Annotated in this window: 15 protein-coding genes, 1 tRNA gene and 1 rRNA gene; 12 read left to right on the top strand and 5 right to left on the bottom strand. The window is 39.9% G+C overall.

The window, feature by feature from the left end:
- The first annotated feature begins 19 nt into the window (after positions 1-19).
- A 5S ribosomal RNA gene (rrf, locus tag KH893_RS09375) occupies positions 20-136 on the top strand.
- Between the two features lie 721 nt (positions 137-857).
- On the opposite strand, the gene KH893_RS09370 is transcribed toward rrf, so the two are convergent.
- The 3 genes from KH893_RS09370 to helD all read right to left on the bottom strand — a co-directional run bounded on the left by KH893_RS09370 (position 858) and on the right by helD (position 4080).
- On the bottom strand, positions 858-1466 hold the full coding sequence (locus KH893_RS09370) for an RNA polymerase sigma factor (RefSeq protein ID WP_281165891.1): 609 nt from the start codon (positions 1464-1466) through the stop codon (positions 858-860).
- Between the two features lie 201 nt (positions 1467-1667).
- A tRNA-Thr gene (locus KH893_RS09365) sits at positions 1668-1740 on the bottom strand.
- Between the two features lie 90 nt (positions 1741-1830).
- Positions 1831-4080, bottom strand: a complete 2250-nt coding sequence (gene helD, locus KH893_RS09360; RefSeq protein ID WP_281165890.1) for an RNA polymerase recycling motor HelD — start codon at positions 4078-4080, stop codon at positions 1831-1833.
- Between the two features lie 289 nt (positions 4081-4369).
- Here helD and trpS point away from each other — a divergent pair, with 289 nt between their 5' ends.
- The 11 genes from trpS to ispE all read left to right on the top strand — a co-directional run bounded on the left by trpS (position 4370) and on the right by ispE (position 15289).
- A complete protein-coding gene (trpS, locus tag KH893_RS09355; RefSeq protein ID WP_281165889.1) occupies positions 4370-5380 on the top strand; it encodes a tryptophan--tRNA ligase in 1011 nt (336 codons plus the stop codon).
- An 88-nt stretch (positions 5381-5468) separates the two neighbouring features.
- The gene (locus KH893_RS09350) at positions 5469-6410 is read left to right on the top strand and encodes a Ppx/GppA family phosphatase (protein WP_281165888.1); all 942 of its coding nucleotides are present in this window, start codon (positions 5469-5471) and stop codon (positions 6408-6410) included.
- Between the two features lie 143 nt (positions 6411-6553).
- Positions 6554-7831: a hydroxymethylglutaryl-CoA reductase, degradative gene (locus KH893_RS09345; protein WP_281165887.1), complete on the top strand. Its 1278-nt coding sequence runs from the start codon at positions 6554-6556 to the stop codon at positions 7829-7831.
- Complete coding sequence (locus tag KH893_RS09340; RefSeq protein ID WP_281165886.1) at positions 7828-8781, top strand: IpaB/EvcA family protein; 954 nt, start codon at positions 7828-7830, stop codon at positions 8779-8781. The genes KH893_RS09345 and KH893_RS09340 overlap by 4 nt, the downstream gene beginning before the upstream one ends.
- Before the next feature lie 35 nt (positions 8782-8816).
- Positions 8817-9512, top strand: coding sequence for an NAD-dependent protein deacylase (locus tag KH893_RS09335; RefSeq protein WP_281165885.1), 696 nt, complete (start codon positions 8817-8819; stop codon positions 9510-9512).
- Between the two features lie 107 nt (positions 9513-9619).
- Complete coding sequence (gene metG, locus KH893_RS09330; protein WP_281165884.1) at positions 9620-11632, top strand: methionine--tRNA ligase; 2013 nt, start codon at positions 9620-9622, stop codon at positions 11630-11632.
- Between the two features lie 74 nt (positions 11633-11706).
- Positions 11707-12477: a TatD family hydrolase gene (locus KH893_RS09325; protein ID WP_281165883.1), complete on the top strand. Its 771-nt coding sequence runs from the start codon at positions 11707-11709 to the stop codon at positions 12475-12477.
- Positions 12474-13040 (top strand): ribonuclease M5, encoded by a 567-nt coding sequence (gene rnmV / locus KH893_RS09320; RefSeq protein ID WP_281165882.1) that lies wholly within the window; start codon positions 12474-12476, stop codon positions 13038-13040. Before KH893_RS09325 ends, rnmV begins: the two co-directional genes overlap by 4 nt.
- On the top strand, positions 13033-13923 hold the full coding sequence (gene rsmA, locus KH893_RS09315) for a 16S rRNA (adenine(1518)-N(6)/adenine(1519)-N(6))-dimethyltransferase RsmA (protein ID WP_281165881.1): 891 nt from the start codon (positions 13033-13035) through the stop codon (positions 13921-13923). Before rnmV ends, rsmA begins: the two co-directional genes overlap by 8 nt.
- A 92-nt stretch (positions 13924-14015) precedes the next feature.
- Positions 14016-14252, top strand: a complete 237-nt coding sequence (locus KH893_RS09310; RefSeq protein ID WP_281165880.1) for a Veg family protein — start codon at positions 14016-14018, stop codon at positions 14250-14252.
- Between the two features lie 131 nt (positions 14253-14383).
- Positions 14384-15289 carry a 4-(cytidine 5'-diphospho)-2-C-methyl-D-erythritol kinase gene (gene ispE / locus KH893_RS09305; protein ID WP_281165879.1) on the top strand — a complete coding sequence of 302 codons (906 nt, stop codon included), beginning with the start codon at positions 14384-14386 and terminating at the stop codon, positions 15287-15289.
- Between the two features lie 122 nt (positions 15290-15411).
- On the opposite strand, the gene argH is transcribed toward ispE, so the two are convergent.
- The gene (gene argH / locus KH893_RS09300; RefSeq protein ID WP_281165878.1) at positions 15412-16806 is read right to left on the bottom strand and encodes an argininosuccinate lyase; all 1395 of its coding nucleotides are present in this window, start codon (positions 16804-16806) and stop codon (positions 15412-15414) included.
- On the bottom strand, positions 16803-18107 hold the full coding sequence (locus KH893_RS09295; RefSeq protein WP_281165877.1) for an argininosuccinate synthase: 1305 nt from the start codon (positions 18105-18107) through the stop codon (positions 16803-16805). The genes argH and KH893_RS09295 overlap by 4 nt, the downstream gene beginning before the upstream one ends.
- Between the last annotated feature and the right edge of the window lie 29 nt (positions 18108-18136).

The raw sequence follows: 18136 nt of genomic DNA, 5'->3' as shown, positions 1-18136 counted from the left end.
AGTTTTTCTCAAAGAGAAGTGCGGTGGCGATAGCAAGAAGGATACACCTGTACCCATGCCGAACACAGAAGTTAAGCTTCTTAACGCCAAGAGTAGTTGGGGGATCGCCCCCTGCGAGGGTAGGAAGTTGCCGTGCTTAATAAACAATAAAGAGAGTTTCTTGGTCATTGGATTGATTAAGGAAGCTCTCTTTATTAATATCCTTAGACCTAGTTGAGCTCGCTTGCGTGCAAAACAAAAAGCCACTTGCTTTATGGGTGAAAAAGCAAATAATTAAAGCAAAACGTTTTCATAAGATTTAAATGTGTGTCAAAGCCAAACGTTTAAAAATCAAAAAGAGATGCTAAAAGTTGGCGAATAGTTTAATTATTCTTGCACGTATAAAATGACCATGCAAATATCGTATCGTCTTCACACCAAAGCATAGAAAAAATCATATATAATCAACATTTGCCGGTGTAAAAAGTTAACAATGTATAAAGTCATTGCATCCTCATTAAGGGAAGCAGTTGAAAGATTTTATCTGAAGATGATTGTTGTTTTTGATAATTGTTAGGATGCAATTGAGTTTTCCGGTTTTTTTATTTGCTGTTTGAATTTGTTAAGCTTTTTTCAGATGTGAAGCTTGGCAACGCGTTGCAGCCTTTCAAAATCATGATATAAAATCCATTCAACTAGGAGGATCTTGGTTGTGGTGGCGGTTAGTGATTTTAAAGACAGCTCTAAGTGCTTAGATGGTCATGTTCTTCAACATATAAAATAAAAAGACAGATATTAGATTTATGTTCCACCAAGATTAGCAAGTATAGATCCAAAAGAGAGAGCCATTGAATTTAAGCAATGGCTCTCTCTTATGTTTAATCATCCGTTGATAATTCATCACGAATCTTTTTGCGGCAACTAGAAATTAAACGTGAAACTTGTTGTGCTGATTTATTAAGTGTCCGACTAATTTCAACTACATTCGCTCTATCAATATAGAGTAGAACAAAAACCTGATATTCACTTTTTGATAAAACATTTGGTAAATTCCTTAAGACTTCCTTGAATAAAACAATTGCAAAAAGCGGATTATTGTTGTAATTAGCCACAGTTTTAAAACACAACTGCCCATCGCTATTCAACTCTTCAAAAGAAGCGGCATTAATTTCTGCTCTGCGTTTTAAAGCGCTTTCCCTGCGAAGTAAACTACAATAACGATTTAATAAGCTCTTTTGAAAATATGCTCCAAAAGATGCTTTAGAACCAATTTGGTATAAAAGCGTTGTCTGGTAGCAAACAATTCTGGCTTCCTGTATCAAATCAGCGCGTTCAACAAAATGGAGATGATAGCGTCCGAGAGCTTTGTTTACAACTGGTAGATATTTTGAAAATAGAAGTTCAAGAGCATCACTATCGTTTTCCTCTCTAATTTTCAAAACCAAAGAACTATCTGAAATGTTACTTTTTTCAAATCTATCCTTCAAAAAAGACCCCTCACTTTTCTTGAATTTAAAATTAATAAGATAAATCTTACAATTTTGAATATAACAGATAGATCTTTGTAGAAAAGGGCAATACTTCCGCTTTTTGCAAATAAATTAGTAAAAAAATAAACTGCAAACCATTTGGAGAAAACAAATCGTTCTGCAGTTTATTTGTAGTAAATTAGAATTTAAATAACAGCAAGCCACTTACCGGACTTGAACCGGTGACCCCCACCTTACCATGGTGGTGCTCTACCTGCTGAGCTAAAGTGGCAGCAAAAACATTACTTAAATAGTATATTACAAGCTAAAATTAAAATCAACCATGACTTTTAGTTTAGTCTTACCAAGTTAGTTATGGTGGTCAACTAACACTGGTGTTGACCACCGAAGTCAGATATTTTCGTGCTTCGATTTGTGAAATGATTTTGCTTGGTTTGCCAATTGAAAATAAAGCTAATTCATGCATAGCTCGCGAACAAGCAGTGTAAAGAAGACTCCATTTTTCAATTGGATAAGCTACTTGCGAAGTATCAAAGACGATTACGCCATCGAACTCTAATCCTTTAGCCAGATAAATCGGTAAAATAATTATTCCATGTTCCAATTTATTACTATTAGCGGTTAATCTGGTAACTTTAAGCTGTGATTGCAAAAGCTTTTCCAACTTAATCGCAGTAGCTTGAGTTTGAGTAATGACAGCCAAGTTTTGGCTTGACTGTTGTAGCCTTTTAATTAACGTTAGCAGTTTAATCTGCCAGCAATCAGACCGAACAGAAATAACTTGCGGCAAGTTACCATGACGGTTAAATGGTTGGATTTGTTGGCCATCCGGCAACATTTGTCGAATGAAATCTGCAATTTCAAAAGTTGAACGGTAACTTTTGTTGAGCTCGATCAATTTAGCTTTTTTAAATTGTAATTGGTCTTTTAAAGTCGTCAATGCCGCTCGCGGGGTTTGAGCAGTCGTGTATAAAGCTTGTTGACTATCGCCAAGCAAAGTGAATTTAGCTTTGGGAAAGGCATGCTTTAAGTAAAGCAGTTGGTCAACTGAATAATCCTGCATTTCGTCGATAAAAAGATATTTGATTTGATGATTGATTCCACTGCCAGTTAATGTATCCCGCAACATTAATAAAGGGGCACAGTTATCCCATGATATTTGATGATATTCAAGCTGGTTGGCAAAATTTTTGGCAGCAGTCGAATCAACCTGAAGCAAAAAGTCACCATATTGTTGGTAAATATCTATAAAGTAATCATTATAAATTGCTTCATAAATTGGACGGTAATGATCTTCAACGATTTTTCGACGTAGCTGTTTTTCAACGACTTGTGGTTCTTGAGAGACTTGCCGACTCCAAAAACGGATTTGCTCATCACTGAGATCCTGCAGTTTCTCGGTCACCCAATCTTTGGTTAATTGTCGTTCGCCAATTCCTTTGATTAAACGTAAGAGTTTCTTCTTAGTAGCTGCAAATTTTAAAGACGGCAACCAACCAGCTGGTAGCGACTGATACAATTTTTTAATGGTCCGAGCTGGAATAATTGGTTCACCTGAGAAGTTTAAAGCTACGAAACAGATTTGTTTAACTGGCAATGCTTGAGCATAAGCGGCAGCTTTTTGAACGAGACTGCTGACTGTTTGAGTGTTTTGAACATGGCGCGGTGCAGTTTGCTTAGCTTCAAAAGCAGTAAACAAATTTTCAACTTGTAACCCCTCAAACCGCCGTGAAAAGAACTCATGCAAAGTTACTTGCCGCATATTCTTTTCACCTAAACTTGGCAAAACTTCAGAAACGTAATTGCTAAAGAGGTAGTTAGGTGAAAATAAGACCATCTGATCAGCAACTAAGTCTTGGCGACTATGATACAGGAGAAAAGCTACTCGTTGTAACACAGCCGAGGTCTTACCGCTACCGGCAACGCCCTGAACTAAAAGTAGATCATGGGTCGTATCGCGAATAATGCTGTTTTGTTCTTGTTGAATAGTGGCTACGATGTTATGCATGTACTTATCACTATGTTCACTCAAAAGATCCTGCAGTAGTGAATCACCAACTGTTTCGTTAGTGTCAAACATATTGTGGATCTTCCCTTGCTGGATTTTAAACTGGCGCTTTTTCAATAATTCTGCTTGTTGTTGGCCGGCTGGCGTTTGATAACTAACAGATCCTAAAGTGCCGTTATAGTAAACACTAGAAATTGGTGCTCGCCAATCATAAACTAAAAAGTTATTTTGACTGTCAACGAATGAAGAAGTCCCAATGTACAATCTTTCTGCTTGCTTTTCTGCTGGTTCGCGAATGTCGATCCGGCCAAAATAGGGAGAATTCCTTAAACTGTTCAATTGCTTAACTTGTTGTTGTAAGATGCCTTCGGTTTGGACGTTTTTAGCAACTAGCTGTTTTTGTTGCTGGACTTCAGCATTGGTTTCCATTTGATCATCAATTTCCAACGTGTTAATTTTGGCATTTTGACCATAATTTTGTTCAACTGCTGCACGTTCAAAATGGGCTTTGCTTAATTCAGCAGTTGTGGTTGCTAATTTTTGCTTGATTTTTAAAACGACTTGGTTGACACGTGCTTGTTCGGTTTGTTTTTCGCTGTCCATAGTTCCTCCTTTTTAGGCAATTATCGTAACACAAGAATCACCAAAGAAACAACAAATTTTGACTTTTTAGGAAGTTAGGGTTTAAAATACATTCATAATCTAGTAGTTGAGCTAATTACAGAGATGTATCAAAAGCTGAAAGATACAACAGCAAGATGAATTGGAGTTTAAAATTAAGGTTAATCAAAGCGGCAGTTTTTTAACTGCAAAATAGGTGGCACCGCGGTCATTCGTCCTATTGCAAGTTTGCAATAGGATTTTTTTTAATTAATTTTAGGAGGCAGATAAAATGAAAACAATTTTAACAGGTGATCGTCCAACCGGAAAATTACATATTGGACATTACGTTGGGTCCTTAAAAAATCGGGTAAAGATGCAAAATAGTGGTAAGTATCGGACCTTTATCATGATTGCAGACCAACAAGCATTAACAGACAACGCACGTGATCCGGAAAAAATTCGGCGTTCTTTGATCCAAGTAGCGCTAGATTATTTAGCAGTCGGGCTCGATCCAGCTAAATCAACGATTTTTGTCCAGTCACAGATTCCAGCTTTATCGGAATTAACTAATTACTATTTAAATCTAGTAACTGTTTCTCGATTAGAACGCAATCCCACCGTTAAAGCTGAAATTCAGCAAAAACATTTTGAAAAATCAATTCCAGCCGGCTTTTTCATTTATCCGGTCAGCCAAACATCAGACATTACGGCTTTTAAGGCTGAATTAGTCCCAGTCGGCGATGATCAAGAACCAATGATCGAACAAGCTCGCGAGATCGTGCGCAGTTTCAACTCAATCTATGGTAAACACATCTTAGTTGAACCGCAGGGTGTCTTCCCACCTAAAGGATTTGGCCGGCTGCCAGGCCTTGATGGGAATGCTAAGATGAGCAAGTCACTTGGCAACTGCATTTATTTGTCAGATGATGCTGATACATTGCAAAAAAAAGTTATGTCAATGTATACTGACCCAAATCATCTTCATATCGAAGATCCTGGCGAGGTGGAAGGAAATATGGTCTTCAAGTATTTAGATGTCTTTGATCCAGACAAAGAGCAAGTTGCTAAGTTGAAAGAACAGTATCAAGCTGGTGGCTTAGGCGATGTTAAAATCAAACGATATTTAAATGATGTTCTTGAAGCAGAATTAAGACCAATTCGCGAACGGCGAGCAGAATTTGCCAAAGATGTTCCAGCAGTGTATGATATGTTGCAAAAAGGCAGTCAAAAAGCTAATGAAGTTGCCAATCAAACTTTAAAAGAAGTCAGAGCTGCAATTGGTGTCAATTATTTTAACTAAAGCTGATAAATTTCAGCAGCTATCTTGTTAGAGACGTGAGTTACAAGCTCGTTGCCTTGGTAGCGGGTAGTTTGAGGGGGAATCTAAGATGCGCAATTTGGTAGTTTTGGATTTTGGTTCAAATTCGGTTCGCTTTTCGATCAACCAGATCATTGGAAAAGATTCTTTTCAGGAAATCTTACGGCAAAAAGCGACGACCCGTTTAGCTGAGGGGATGGGAAAAGCTTCTCGACCAAAGAAATTAACTGCTGAGGCAATTAAACGGACCCTAGGAGCGGTGGCAGATTTTCAGCAAGTCTATCAGTCTTATCCAGAATGCAAAGTTGTTGGAATCGCAACTGCTGCCGTTCGCCAGGCAGAAAATCAAACTGACTTTGTTGCTCAAGTCAAAGCTTTGACTGGTTGCCAAATCCAAGTTCTTACAGCTCAGCAGGAAACTTATTTTGACTATTTAGCGGTGATTAATTCGTTGCCGCTGACTGAATGCTTGATTTTTGATGTTGGCGGCGGCAGTTGTGAATTAGTTTTGGTCAAAAAGGGACAATTTGTGGCAGGAATTAGTTTACCAGTCGGAGCGGTCAGCTTGAGCGAAAAGTTTTCACCAACCAATGATTTTACTGCTCAGCAGTTATTTGTACTGCAAGACTTTTTAGTAGACAGATTCCAACAGATTTCTTGGTTAAAACAGGGTGCTAACTTGCCGCTGGTCTTACTGGGTGGCTGTAACCGCTCAGTAGCTCGCTTGCAGCGAACAAGACTTGGTTATGCCAACACGGACTTGTTTCATGGCTTTTCAATGACAACTCAGGCCTTCAAAGAAATTTATGATACTTTGCTAGCTAAAAGGTTGCCAGAACGTCAGCAACTGCCGGGAATGGAAGCCAATCGTGCTGATATTATCTTGGCTGGCATGACGCCGGTTATCTTATTATTGCAGTGGTTAGCCAGTAGTAAAGTAGTTTTTTCCGAAAGCGGAGCGCGCGAGGGTTTTATCTACCATTCCTTGAAAAATGAAACAGCAGCAAAATAACTATCCAAAAGACTAAAGCAACGCCTTGCCTTGCTTTGGTCTTTTGCTTTGCAATGAAATAGTCTTAATTTAAGTCGTTTCAAAGTTTTGAACGTGCTAAAATTAACTTAGCAAGTGCTAATCAGTAGAAAAAAGGTGAGATAATGAAAACAACCAAAAAGTTTTATCAGCAATCGTGGACAAACCGACTGATGACTTTGGTTAACCAAAGCATCATCACACCTGCTCAAGCAACCATCTTAAAACAGCAGGCAAACAACCAGTTACTCGGCGATCAGCAGATTGAAAACTATTTGACGGATTATCATCTACCGCAAGGAGTGGCTTGTCATTATTTAATTGATGGTCAGCAATATCTAGCGCCCATGGTCACCGAAGAACCTTCAGTTATTGCCGCAAGCAGCCATGGGGCAGGGCTTGTTGCCCAGGCTGGCGGTTTTAAAACTAAAATTGGGTTGCACATTTTATGGGGACAGATCATTTTAGAGCAAGTCACCAATCCGCAGCAATTAAAGCAGCAATTGTTGATGCGAAAAGCTCAACTGCTGGCTTTAGCTGACCAAGCTCATCCATCATTAAAAAAACGCGGTGGCGGGGCTCGTTTACTCCGAGTCCGCAGCTTGGGCGATCAGTTGTTGTCTATCGATCTAGGAATCGATACGCAAGCTGCCATGGGCGCTAATATGGTCAACTCGATGCTAGAAGCAGTTGCCAAGTATCTGCGTCAACAACTTGGCCGTCAAGTTTTAATGAGTATTTTAAGCAATCTGGCTGATGAATGTTTAGCAACTGCTACTTGCCGTCTGCCGATTGAATTACTGACTAAAGGAAGCTTTTCTGGCAGTCAGACGGCTAAAAAGATTGCTTTAGCTGCCCATGTTGCTCAAATCGATTCTTACCGAGCAGCCACTCACAATAAAGGAATCATGAATGGAGTTGATGCAGTAACGATTGCTATGGGAAATGATTGGCGAGCAATCGAAAGTGCAGCTCATGCTTACGCTGCTCGAGACGGTCAATATCGAGGATTAAGCCGCTGGAATTTATCAACGGATCAGCAATTTTTACAAGGTGAATTGACCTTACCTTTGCCAGTGGGCTTTGTTGGCGGCTCAATTAAAATCGTGCCATTAGCACAGCTGAATCAGCAATTGGCACAAATCAGAAGTGTCGGTGATTTAGAAAAGTTGCTGGTTTGTGTTGGCTTAGCCCAGAATCTGGCGGCGTTGCTAGCGCTTGTTACTGAGGGAATCCAGCGTGGCCATATGCAGCTGCAACTTCATTCAACAGCTTTGGCAGCGGGTGCAGAAATCACTGAGATCGCCGAGGTTGTCCAACAGCTGCAGGCGCAAGGCAAAACTGATCTAACTAGTGCACAGCTGATTTTACAAAAAATACGAAAAACTGGTGATCATCAATGACAGAATTTAATTTGCAACCAGAAGTTAGTAAACTCTTAACAGCGACTGAGCAACAACTCGGTCAAAAAATCAAAATTCAGCCAGCGGCCCGATTAAACAGCAGCTGGTTGCGCCATGATCAGGGTGAACATTTTTTGCGTAATGGGCAAATGGTGATTTCAGTAGGAAATTTAGCGGCTGCGGATTTTATTATTTCCCACGAACTGCTGCATTTGCAATTGTTAAAATCCTCGGTACCACAGTTGCAGTTTAATTTAACAACCGGTGATTTGAAACTTGATGAACGACTAATGGCGGCTGGGCTTGAATTATATGACACGCTGCTGCATTTTACCGTTTATCAACAACAGCGGCAGCTAGGCTTGATTACGGAGAAAATTGAGGAGGATTTTTATCGGGGAATCTTGGCAACTTTAAAGCCGGAAAAGCCAATTAACGATCAATGGATGGTTTTGCGCTTATTATCTTTATTGGATGGATTGGTATTTTTCCAAGGCCAAAATCAAGTGGTTCAAAAACTAACTGAGCTATATCCGCGATCAATGACTGGTGCAAGACAGCTATTTGACCTGATCACTAAAAAATGTCTGACTGGATCCTTGGCACTTCGCCGCGGAATTGTTAAAGCCCTAAGCGGTTTTGAACAGCAACTAAAAGCTTGGCAGTTGCCAGCCATGCAGTTGCAACAGTTTTTGACTATCACCCCGGTCTTCAGTCAGCGGCAGACGAGATTGCAGGTCAGACAATTATTTGCGATTTATCATGCTGACTGGCAGGAAAACTTGCAATTTACCCGGGCATATATCGGTTATTATCAAGCCGATCAGCAGAATTCTTTTGTACTGCCGACTCCCCAAAATGATCAGCCAGAAGCATATTTTAAAAAAATTTATCAGCAGTCAGTCGCCGAGTTTATGCAGGAAAATGGTTTTATTTATCAATTGCGTTAAATGAACTAATTGGGTTGAACAATGGAGGTATTGTGATGCAATTGGCTGCAGAATTGTTTCAAGCAGAAAGGATTGTCTTTTTAACTGGTGCCGGTGTTTCGACTCCCTCGGGCATTCCAGATTATCGCTCTAAGGGAGGCTTGTACGATAACGGTCAACAGCGGCCAGAATATTTATTAAGCCATACTTGTTTAGTGCGCCAGCCAGAAAAATTTTATCAGTTCGTGATTCCAAAGATGTATTATCCAGCAGCCCAGCCAAATGTCATTCATCAAAAAATGGCCTGGTTTACCCAAAATAAAGCAGCGATTATCATCACCCAAAATGTTGATGGCTTGCATACGAAAGCTGGAGCTCAAAATGTGATCGAATTTCATGGCAACTTATATCGAGTTTATTGCCAAAAATGTGGTCAAAAAGTTGCTTATCAACAATATCTAAAATCTATGATCCATCAAAATTGTGGCGGAATTTTGCGGCCGGCTATTGTTTTATATGAAGAACAGATCGATCCAAAAATTATCAATGCGTCATTAATGGCTATCTCACAAGCTGACTTGATTGTTGTTTGTGGGACCTCGCTGCAAGTTTATCCATTTGCTGGTTTATTGACAGCAGCTGATCCAGCGGCTAAAATTATTGCCATCAATCGTGAAAAATTAGTTTTACCGGCCAACGCACAGCAAATTGTTGCTGATGCTGCACCAACTTTTGCGACAGTAAAAGTCTGAAGGAACAACTTTTAGTTCATAAACTATGCTATACTAGCTGTGTAACTATCAATTTAGACATAAATAAAAAATCATGAGAATTTGTAGAGTGAAAGGACTTGACGTTGATGGCTTCAAAGGGAACATTTTATATTACAACTCCAATTTATTATCCTTCTGGAAAATTACATATTGGGAATTCATATACGACGATTGCCTGTGATGTAATGGCTCGTTACAAGCGCTTGCAGGGATATGATGTTTTTTTCCTGACTGGGACCGATGAACATGGTTTAAAAATTGAGAAAAAAGCGGATGAACTGGGGATGTCTCCCAAAGCATATGTTGATCAAATGGCTGCTGGAATTAAAAAGTTGTGGCAGCTCCTTGAAATTTCGAATGATAAATTTATTCGCACCACCGATGATTACCATGAAAAAGCGATTCAGAAGATTTTTGAACGATTATTGGAAAAAGGCGATATTTATCTAGGGGAATATACAGGCTGGTATTCGGTTTCCGATGAAGAGTATTTTACGGAGTCCCAATTAGCTGAAGTTTATCGCGATGAACAGGGCAAAGTGATCGGTGGTAAGGCGCCATCAGGTCATGAAGTTGAATTGGTTCGCGAAGAATGTTATTTCTTTAAAATGAGTAAGTATGCGGATCGCTTAGTTAAATATTATAACGATCATCCTGATTTCATTATTCCAACTTCACGGAAAAATGAAATGTTGAACAATTTCATCAAACCAGGTTTGGAAGATTTGGCAATTAGTCGGACAACTTTTAACTGGGGCGTTAAAGTCCCAAGTAATCCTAAACATGTCGTTTATGTTTGGATTGATGCCTTGTGTAATTATATTACTGCTTTAGGTTATGGCAGTGATGACGACAGCCTTTTCAAAAAGTACTGGCCAGCAGATATTCACATGGTTGGCAAAGAGATCGTGCGGTTCCATACGATTTATTGGCCAATTATTTTGATGGCTTTGGATCTGCCACTGCCAAAACATGTTATCGGACATGGTTGGCTCTTGATGAAAGATGGAAAAATGTCGAAATCAAAGGGCAATGTTGTTTATCCAGAAATGCTGGTTGAACACTATGGCTTGGATGCATTGCGTTATTATTTAATGCGGGCGGTGCCTTTTGGCAATGATGGGGTTTTTACACCGGAAGATTTTGTTGGTAGGGTCAACTTTGATTTAGCTAATGATTTAGGCAATCTTTTGAATCGGACGGTTGTAATGATCAATAAGTATAATGCTGGGAAAATCCCAGCTTTGGCTCATGCTACGGCTTTTGATCAAATTTTGGAGGATGTTGCTCAAACGACAATTGCCAATTATGAAAAAGAAATGGATAGCGTACATTTTTCAAATGCTTTAGAGGCAGTTTGGCAATTAGTAAGTCGGACAAATAAATATATCGATGAAACTGAGCCTTGGAAATTGGCTAAGGATCCAGCTCAAGTTGGGGCATTACAGAGTGTTTTGGCTCATTTAGCTGCCAGCTTGCGGGTAATTGCGATTTTACTGCAGCCGGTGATGACTCATGCACCGCAGAAAATCTTTGTCCAGTTAGGGTTGCCAACTGATAAAACTGAGATCGATCAATTGGCTTATGCTGATTTGCCAGCTGGAGCGCAAGTTGTTGTTAAACCAACGCCAATTTTTCCACGCTTGGATGTTGAACAAGAAGTTGCTTATATTAAATCTAAAATGAGCAAAAATGAAAAGGTCAAAGGCCGCAAAGCAATGGCTGCAGTTAAAGAAAAGGCCGTTGCAAAGACTTTGAAGCTGAATAAAAAAGAAATCCGTTTTGACAAATTCGATAAAGTTGAATTGCGAGTCGCTGAAATTTTGACAGCCGGCCACGTTACTGGGGCGGATAAGTTACTGAAATTTAAATTAGACGCCGGCGATCCAATGCCACGTCAAATCTTGTCAGGAATTGCGGAGTGGTATCCAGAACCGGAAAAACTAGTTGGCAAAAAAGTTGTGATTGTTGCTAATTTACAGCCACGTAAAATGCGGGGTGAGGTTAGTCAGGGAATGCTGTTGTCCGCTGAGTATGGCGAGCAGGTTCAGTTGATCACGGTTGCTGATAAGATTCCAAATGGTTCGTTGATCAGCTGATCTTAGATAAAGATCTTTTCTTGGCTTTAAGAGAAGATCTTTATTTATGTAGTTTTAAAATTAGGGGAGGACAAATGGATATTTTTGATTCGCATACTCATATCAATGATTTGGCCTTTGCTAACGATCTACCGGATGTGATCGAACGTGCACAAGCTTTTTCGGTTACGTCAATGCTGGTTTTAGCTGGGGATCAGGCTAATTTGAAACGCTTGCGAGCCTTGTTTGCGTTAACTCCGCGGATTTATGGAGCGGCTGGCTGCCATCCTGAAGATGCTGAACGCTATGATGCCACTGAAGAACAAGAGTTAAAATGTGCCTTGCAAGCAACGCGGATGAAAGCCTTAGGTGAAATCGGCTTGGATTATCACTGCCAGGTTTCGCATGCTGTCCAGCAGCGAGTTTTTCGCCAACAGTTAGTGTTAGCACGACAAATGCATTTGCCGGTCAGTATTCACAACCGCGATGCCTTTGCGGATACTTACCAGCTTTTAAAAGCAGCTCAAGTAGCAGAATTTGGTGGGGTAATGCACAGCTTTAACGGGGATGCAGAGTGGGCGCAAAAGTTCTTAGATTTGGGGATGTATTTGTCTTTTAGCGGAGTTGTAACTTTTAAAAATGCTATAGTAGTTCGAAAAGCTTTTTTGGCTACGCCGCTTGAGCGAATTCTAGTTGAAACTGATGCACCATATTTGGCACCGGAACCTTATCGAGGCCGGCAAAACGAACCTGGTTTTACCCGCTTGACGTTGGAATATTTGGCAAATTTGCGACAAATGTCAGCTGAAGAATTAGCCGCAATCACCTATCAGAATACAATTAAATTTTTAAGGATCAAATCATGAAAAAAATTAAAGAAGTTATTGTTGTCGAAGGGAAAGATGACACAAAAAAAATCAAATTGGCAGTCAAGGCTGACACATTAGAAACTAATGGCTCAGCAATCAGTCAAACCTGTTTGCAGCAAATTGCATTATTGCAAAAAAAACGCGGTGTCATTGTTTTTACTGATCCAGACTTTTCAGGTGAAAAGATCAGACAGACGATCACAGAGCAAGTTCCCGGGGTCAGACATGCTTTTTTAACGAAAAAGCAAGCTGTTCCAGGCAAAAAAGGTAGTTTAGGAGTTGAGCATGCTTCGGTCGCAGCAATTCAACAGGCCCTCGCCAATGTCTATACAGAGGTACCGGCTGCGCAGCCATTGATCACCCGTTCAATGCTTCAACAGGCTAATTTAATGGCTGGCTATGCAGCCAAATCTCGTCGAGCACGTTTAGGCGAGATCTTGCAAATTGGTTATACGAATGGCAAACGTTTATATGAGCGTTTAAACTTATTTCAAATTACCCCGGAAAAGTTTCAAGCAGCTGTTGCTCAGCTTGATCAGGAGGAAAAAAAGCATGGCTAATCAGAAACCTGCAATTGCAACCCCGCTTCGAACTAAAGCAATCGTTGAAGCGTATGATTTAAATTTCAAAAAAAGCTTAGGTCAGAACTTCTTGACGAATCTGACTTTGTTACAGAAAATGGTCGCAGTGGCCGAGATCGGGCCAGACGATGATGTGATTGAAATTGGACCGGGAATCGGAGCTTTAACAGAGCAGTTGGCCCAAAAAGCGCGACGAGTTTTAGCTTTAGAAGTCGATCAACGTCTGTTGCCGGTTTTAGCGGAAACATTAGCTGACTACCAAAACATCACCGTTTTGCATCAAGATATTTTAGCGGCCAATTTAGCAGAACTAGTTGAGCAATATTTGCCGGATCATCGACAAATTAAAGTCGTAGCTAATTTGCCATATTATATTACCAGCCCAATCATCAAGTCTTTGCTGCAACAACCAGTTGTTTTATCCGTTATTGTGGTAATGATGCAAAAAGAGGTTGCCGAGCGGTTGGCAGCTGAACCGCGGACTAAAGCTTACGGAGCTTTATCAGTTTTAGTTCAGTATCAAAGAAAGGTCGAACTAGCGCTCAATGTTCCCAAAACTTCATTTGTTCCCCAACCAAAAGTTGATTCTGCCGTTATCAAATTGTCTCAACCAATACAGGAGTATCCGCAGCTGATTTTCCCCGCAGCTTTTAGCCGTGTAGTTCAAGGCTGCTTTTTGCACCGACGCAAGAATTTGAAAAACAACTTGCAAAGTTTATGCGGTAAAGATGAAACTACTAAGACAAAAATATTGGCTAGTTTAGAATATTTGCAAATTTTACCAACTAGTCGTCCTGAAGAATTGACGATTAGCCAATTTATTGAATTAACGAATCTGTTAGGAAAAAATAATCTTCTCTAAAAAATTTCATTTGAATTTTGACTATTGAGTGTGGTATAATTGCAAATTCTGTGAAACTATGCTATGATTGTTTCACAGGAGGGTGACTAATTATGCCGGTAACGATTGCAGCAATTAAAAACAAACTAGATGAATACCTTGGGAAGCCATTAACTGTGGAAGTCCAAGCAGGTCGTAAGAAGACCATTTGCCGCCGTGGAATTTTGCGGGAAACTTATCCCGCGGTTTTCGTAATTGAGTTAAATCAAAAAGAAAATTCATTTGAACGCGTATCTTACAGTTATACTGATATTTTGACCAAAAATGTTCAGCTTGATTTTGGCGATTAGAACTGCTGGTTGCTAGTGAAATTAGTTTTTAGGCTTACGCTGGGGGAGCGGAGCTTTTTTTTTGCATAAATTTTTGTTTTGTTCAAAGTTTTTTTAGTATAATGAAATAAAAGCTTTAAGTAGGTGACTGGATGGAGATAATAGAAAAAGCTCCGGCGAAACTCAATTTGTTTTTAGATACTCCTTTTCGCCACCCAGATGGAGCGCCTGAATGGAAAATGATCATGACAACAATTGATTTAGCAGACTATGTTAAAGTCATGACAGTTTCCAACACTAAAAAGATTCGAGTCGAAACTGACACTGGCTTTTTGCCGCAGGATCAAAAGAATTTAGCTTTTCAGGCTGCAGTCCGATTACAAAAGAAATTTCGAATTGACCAAGGAGTTCAAATCAGAATCAGAAAAAATATCCCCGTAGCAGCTGGAATGGGTGGCGGATCAACCGATGCAGCAGCTGTTTTGCGGATCTTGAATCAAATTTGGCAATTGAAACTAGATTTAAATCAATTAGCTAAAATTGGGTTGACAATTGATTCTGACGTGCCATTTTGTATTTATAGTCAAACAGCAGCGGTAACCGGGAAAGGTGAAATCCTTGAACCACTTCGGCAAATACCGCCGGTGTGGATCGTTTTGGCCAAACCAAAGGCCAGTGTTTCAACAGTCAATATTTTAAAAAAGATTCCTTATTGTAAACTTCAGCATGGGAATTTTGTTCAAGCTAAAGCAGCCCTTTTGAATCGAAACTTGCCGTGCTTAATTGGCTCAATGACCAATGTGCTAGAACAAGTGACAATCAATGAATTGCCACAAATTGCCAAATTGAAGCAAAAAATGCTGGATTTTGGTGCTGATGCAGCTCAAATGACGGGTAGCGGACCAACTGTTTTTGGGATTTGTTCCAAACTGTCACGAGCTCAGCACGTGGTCAATAGCCTAAAGGATTTTTGCGAACAAGTTTATTTGGTTCGGCCATGTCATTTGAATACGAACTATTTACTGACACCAAAATTTGAAAAATATTCACAGATTTAGAGTGTGAATTAATTTGCTTTTAATTTTCGTCTACCATGACAGGCGGATAACTTAAAGCTCAAATAAAAGCATCAAGCAAGACTAAATATCTTGCTTGATGCTTTTATTTGAGCTTAGAAATGTTAAGGCTTGATTTGTTTCAATTCAGTTTGCGCAATTTCTAGCTGATGCTTGATTTGCTCAAAGCCAGTTCCTCCAGCTGAATTTCGCCGTTTGACGGCAATTTCTGGTTTCAGCGCAGTGTAAACGTCTTCCTTGATCAGTGGACTGTGACTTTGGAGTTCAGCTAATGAGAAATCTTGCAAACTTTTTTGTTTTTGAATCCCTTCAAAGACTAATTCACCAACTAAACGATGCGCTTGCCGAAAAGGCAGACCTTTAGCGGCTAAATAATCAGCTAATTCAGTGGCATTTGAAAAATCATGCTCAGTTGCCTGTTGCATTTTTTTTGTGTTGAGCGTTAAGGTTGACAGCATTCCAGTAAAAACTTTCAGACTAGGAATAATTGTTTTAATAGTATCAAAAACACCTTCCTTGTCTTCTTGCAAGTCTTTATTATAAGCTAATGGCAAGCCTTTAAGCGTTGTTAGCAATCCTAATAAGTGACCAAAAACCCGTCCGCTTTTGCCGCGAATCAATTCAGCCATATCTGGATTCTTCTTTTGTGGCATGATTGAACTGCCAGTCGAATAAGCATCACTTAAGCTGAGGTAGTTAAACTCATAAGAACACCAAAGAATAATTTCTTCACAAAAGCGTGAAAGATGCATCATCAAAATAGAAGCATTACTTAAAAACTCAACGACAAAATCACGATCAGATACTGCATCAAGTGAGTTTTGATAAATTTGACTAAAACCCAATAAATCGGCTGAATATTTTCGATCAATTGGAAAGGTAGTACCAGCTAAAGCAGCTGCGCCCAAAGGTGAAAGGTCGAGATGCTTTTCACTAAAGGCAAAACGTTCTGCGTCTCGCTTGAACATTTGATAATAAGCTAGTAAGTAGTGAGCGTAGGAAATTGGCTGAGCATGCTGCAAGTGGGTATAGCCTGGCATAATAGTCGTAATATTAACACTGGCTTTTTTAACAATGGCCGCTTGTAATTCCCAGATGGCTTGTTGAATCATTGGCAGGCGATTTTTTAAATAAAGATGCAAATCAGTTGCAACTTGGTCATTTCGACTTCTGGCCGTGTGCAATTTACCAGCGACTGGCCCAATCTTTTGGGCCAACAACATTTCAATATTCATATGGATATCTTCAAGTTCAACATCAAAAGTTATTTTACCGGCTTGTAATTCACTCATCAAATCTTTTAGACCAGCCGCGATCTTTTGAGCATCAGTGGCTGAAATGATTTTAGTATGCGCCAGCATTTGCACATGTGCCAACGATCCTTGTAAGTCTTCATAAGCCATCTGCTGGTCAAAGCTGATTGAAGCACCAAATTTTTCTGCCAGTGCATCATTTTCAGCGGTAAATCTTCCGCCCCATGGTTTATCGGTAACACTCATAATTTAACCTCATTTTCTTTGTGATCAGTTTGCTTAATAACAACTTTTTCTTTCTCCTTAGTTACGGATTTTAAAAAAGCTTGGCTGTCAGCTTTTTGCTGGGCCTTATTTTTGGTTTGAACTTGAGTATAAACTTGACTGGGTAAGCCCCAAAGCTTAATGAAACCAGCAGCAGCAGCCTGATCGAACTCATCAGCAGATGTATAAGTTGCCAAATTTTTATCATAAAGTGAATAAGGAGACTTCCGGCCTTCGCAAATTGCGTTGCCTTTAAAGAGTTTTACCCGAACGGTGCCAGTGACATTTTTTTGTGATTCCGCCAAGAAAGCCTTTAAAGCATCCATTAACGGTGAGAACCATAAGCCGTTGTAAATCAGTTCTGTCATTTTTTGCGCGATGGCCGGTTTAAAATGAGCCATATCACGCTCACTGGTTAGATCTTCAAGATCTTTATGGGCCTTGATCAAAACAGTTGCGGCTGGGCATTCATAAATTTCCCGCGATTTGATACCAACCAGCCGGTTTTCAACGTGATCGATCCGACCAATACCATGTTTACCGGCAATTTTGTCGAGCTTCATGATCAAATTAGCCAATGAATAATGCTGACCATTAATTGCGACCGGAACGCCTTGTGTAAATTCAATTTCAAGGATTTCAGGAGTATCAGGAGTTTTTTCGAGCGGATTGGTCCGATCATACGCGTCTTCTGGAGCACTAACCCATGGATCTTCTAAAATACCACATTCATTGGCTCTGCCCCACAAGTTTTCGTCAATTGAATAAGGGCTGTCAATGTCAATTGGAACGGGAATATTATGTTCTTTAGCATACTGAATTTCTTCTTCCCGCGACCAATGCCATTCCCGAATCGGATCTTCAATCTTCATTTCTGGGGCTAAAGCATGAATGCCAACCTCAAAACGAACTTGATCGTTGCCTTTGCCGGTGCAACCATGGGCAATCGCAGTGGCACCATATTTTTTGGCTGTCTCAACTAATTTGGTGACAATCAATGGCCGGGATAAGGCAGAGACCAATGGATATTTATTTTCATAGTAGGTGTGTCCTTGCAACGCCACGAGGGCATATTCTTTAGCAAATTCCTCTTTAGCATCAATAGTGATTGAATCAATTGCCCCGACTTTGAATCCCTTAGCTTTGATTTTCTTGAGGTCTTTACCCTCGCCAACATCAATGCAACAAGCAATTACGTCATAACCTTTATCTTTTAACCAAGCAATTGACACTGATGTATCTAAGCCGCCTGAGTAAGCCAACACGATTTTTTCTTTTTTCATAGGCGAAACCCCCAACAAATTTAATGTTG

Origin of the sequence: Liquorilactobacillus sicerae, assembly GCF_029916425.1 — a bacterium.
Taxonomy (GTDB): domain Bacteria; phylum Bacillota; class Bacilli; order Lactobacillales; family Lactobacillaceae; genus Liquorilactobacillus; species Liquorilactobacillus sicerae.
Note: the sequence above shows the minus strand (reverse complement) of the source record. Positions and strands in the feature narration are given on the sequence as shown.

What these genes read in the sequence shown, in the direction of transcription:
- helD (WP_281165890.1), bottom strand. Translation starts at nt 4,080, where the DNA reads ATGGACAGCGAAAAACAAACCGAACAAGCACGTGTCAACCAAGTCGTT.
- trpS (WP_281165889.1), top strand. Translation starts at nt 4,370, where the DNA reads ATGAAAACAATTTTAACAGGTGATCGTCCAACCGGAAAATTACATATT.
- KH893_RS09350 (WP_281165888.1), top strand. Translation starts at nt 5,469, where the DNA reads ATGCGCAATTTGGTAGTTTTGGATTTTGGTTCAAATTCGGTTCGCTTT.
- KH893_RS09345 (WP_281165887.1), top strand. Translation starts at nt 6,554, where the DNA reads ATGAAAACAACCAAAAAGTTTTATCAGCAATCGTGGACAAACCGACTG.
- KH893_RS09340 (WP_281165886.1), top strand. Translation starts at nt 7,828, where the DNA reads ATGACAGAATTTAATTTGCAACCAGAAGTTAGTAAACTCTTAACAGCG.
- KH893_RS09335 (WP_281165885.1), top strand. Translation starts at nt 8,817, where the DNA reads ATGCAATTGGCTGCAGAATTGTTTCAAGCAGAAAGGATTGTCTTTTTA.
- metG (WP_281165884.1), top strand. Translation starts at nt 9,620, where the DNA reads ATGGCTTCAAAGGGAACATTTTATATTACAACTCCAATTTATTATCCT.
- KH893_RS09325 (WP_281165883.1), top strand. Translation starts at nt 11,707, where the DNA reads ATGGATATTTTTGATTCGCATACTCATATCAATGATTTGGCCTTTGCT.
- rnmV (WP_281165882.1), top strand. Translation starts at nt 12,474, where the DNA reads ATGAAAAAAATTAAAGAAGTTATTGTTGTCGAAGGGAAAGATGACACA.
- rsmA (WP_281165881.1), top strand. Translation starts at nt 13,033, where the DNA reads ATGGCTAATCAGAAACCTGCAATTGCAACCCCGCTTCGAACTAAAGCA.
- KH893_RS09310 (WP_281165880.1), top strand. Translation starts at nt 14,016, where the DNA reads ATGCCGGTAACGATTGCAGCAATTAAAAACAAACTAGATGAATACCTT.
- ispE (WP_281165879.1), top strand. Translation starts at nt 14,384, where the DNA reads ATGGAGATAATAGAAAAAGCTCCGGCGAAACTCAATTTGTTTTTAGAT.
- argH (WP_281165878.1), bottom strand. Translation starts at nt 16,806, where the DNA reads ATGAGTGTTACCGATAAACCATGGGGCGGAAGATTTACCGCTGAAAAT.
- KH893_RS09295 (WP_281165877.1), bottom strand. Translation starts at nt 18,107, where the DNA reads ATGAAAAAAGAAAAAATCGTGTTGGCTTACTCAGGCGGCTTAGATACA.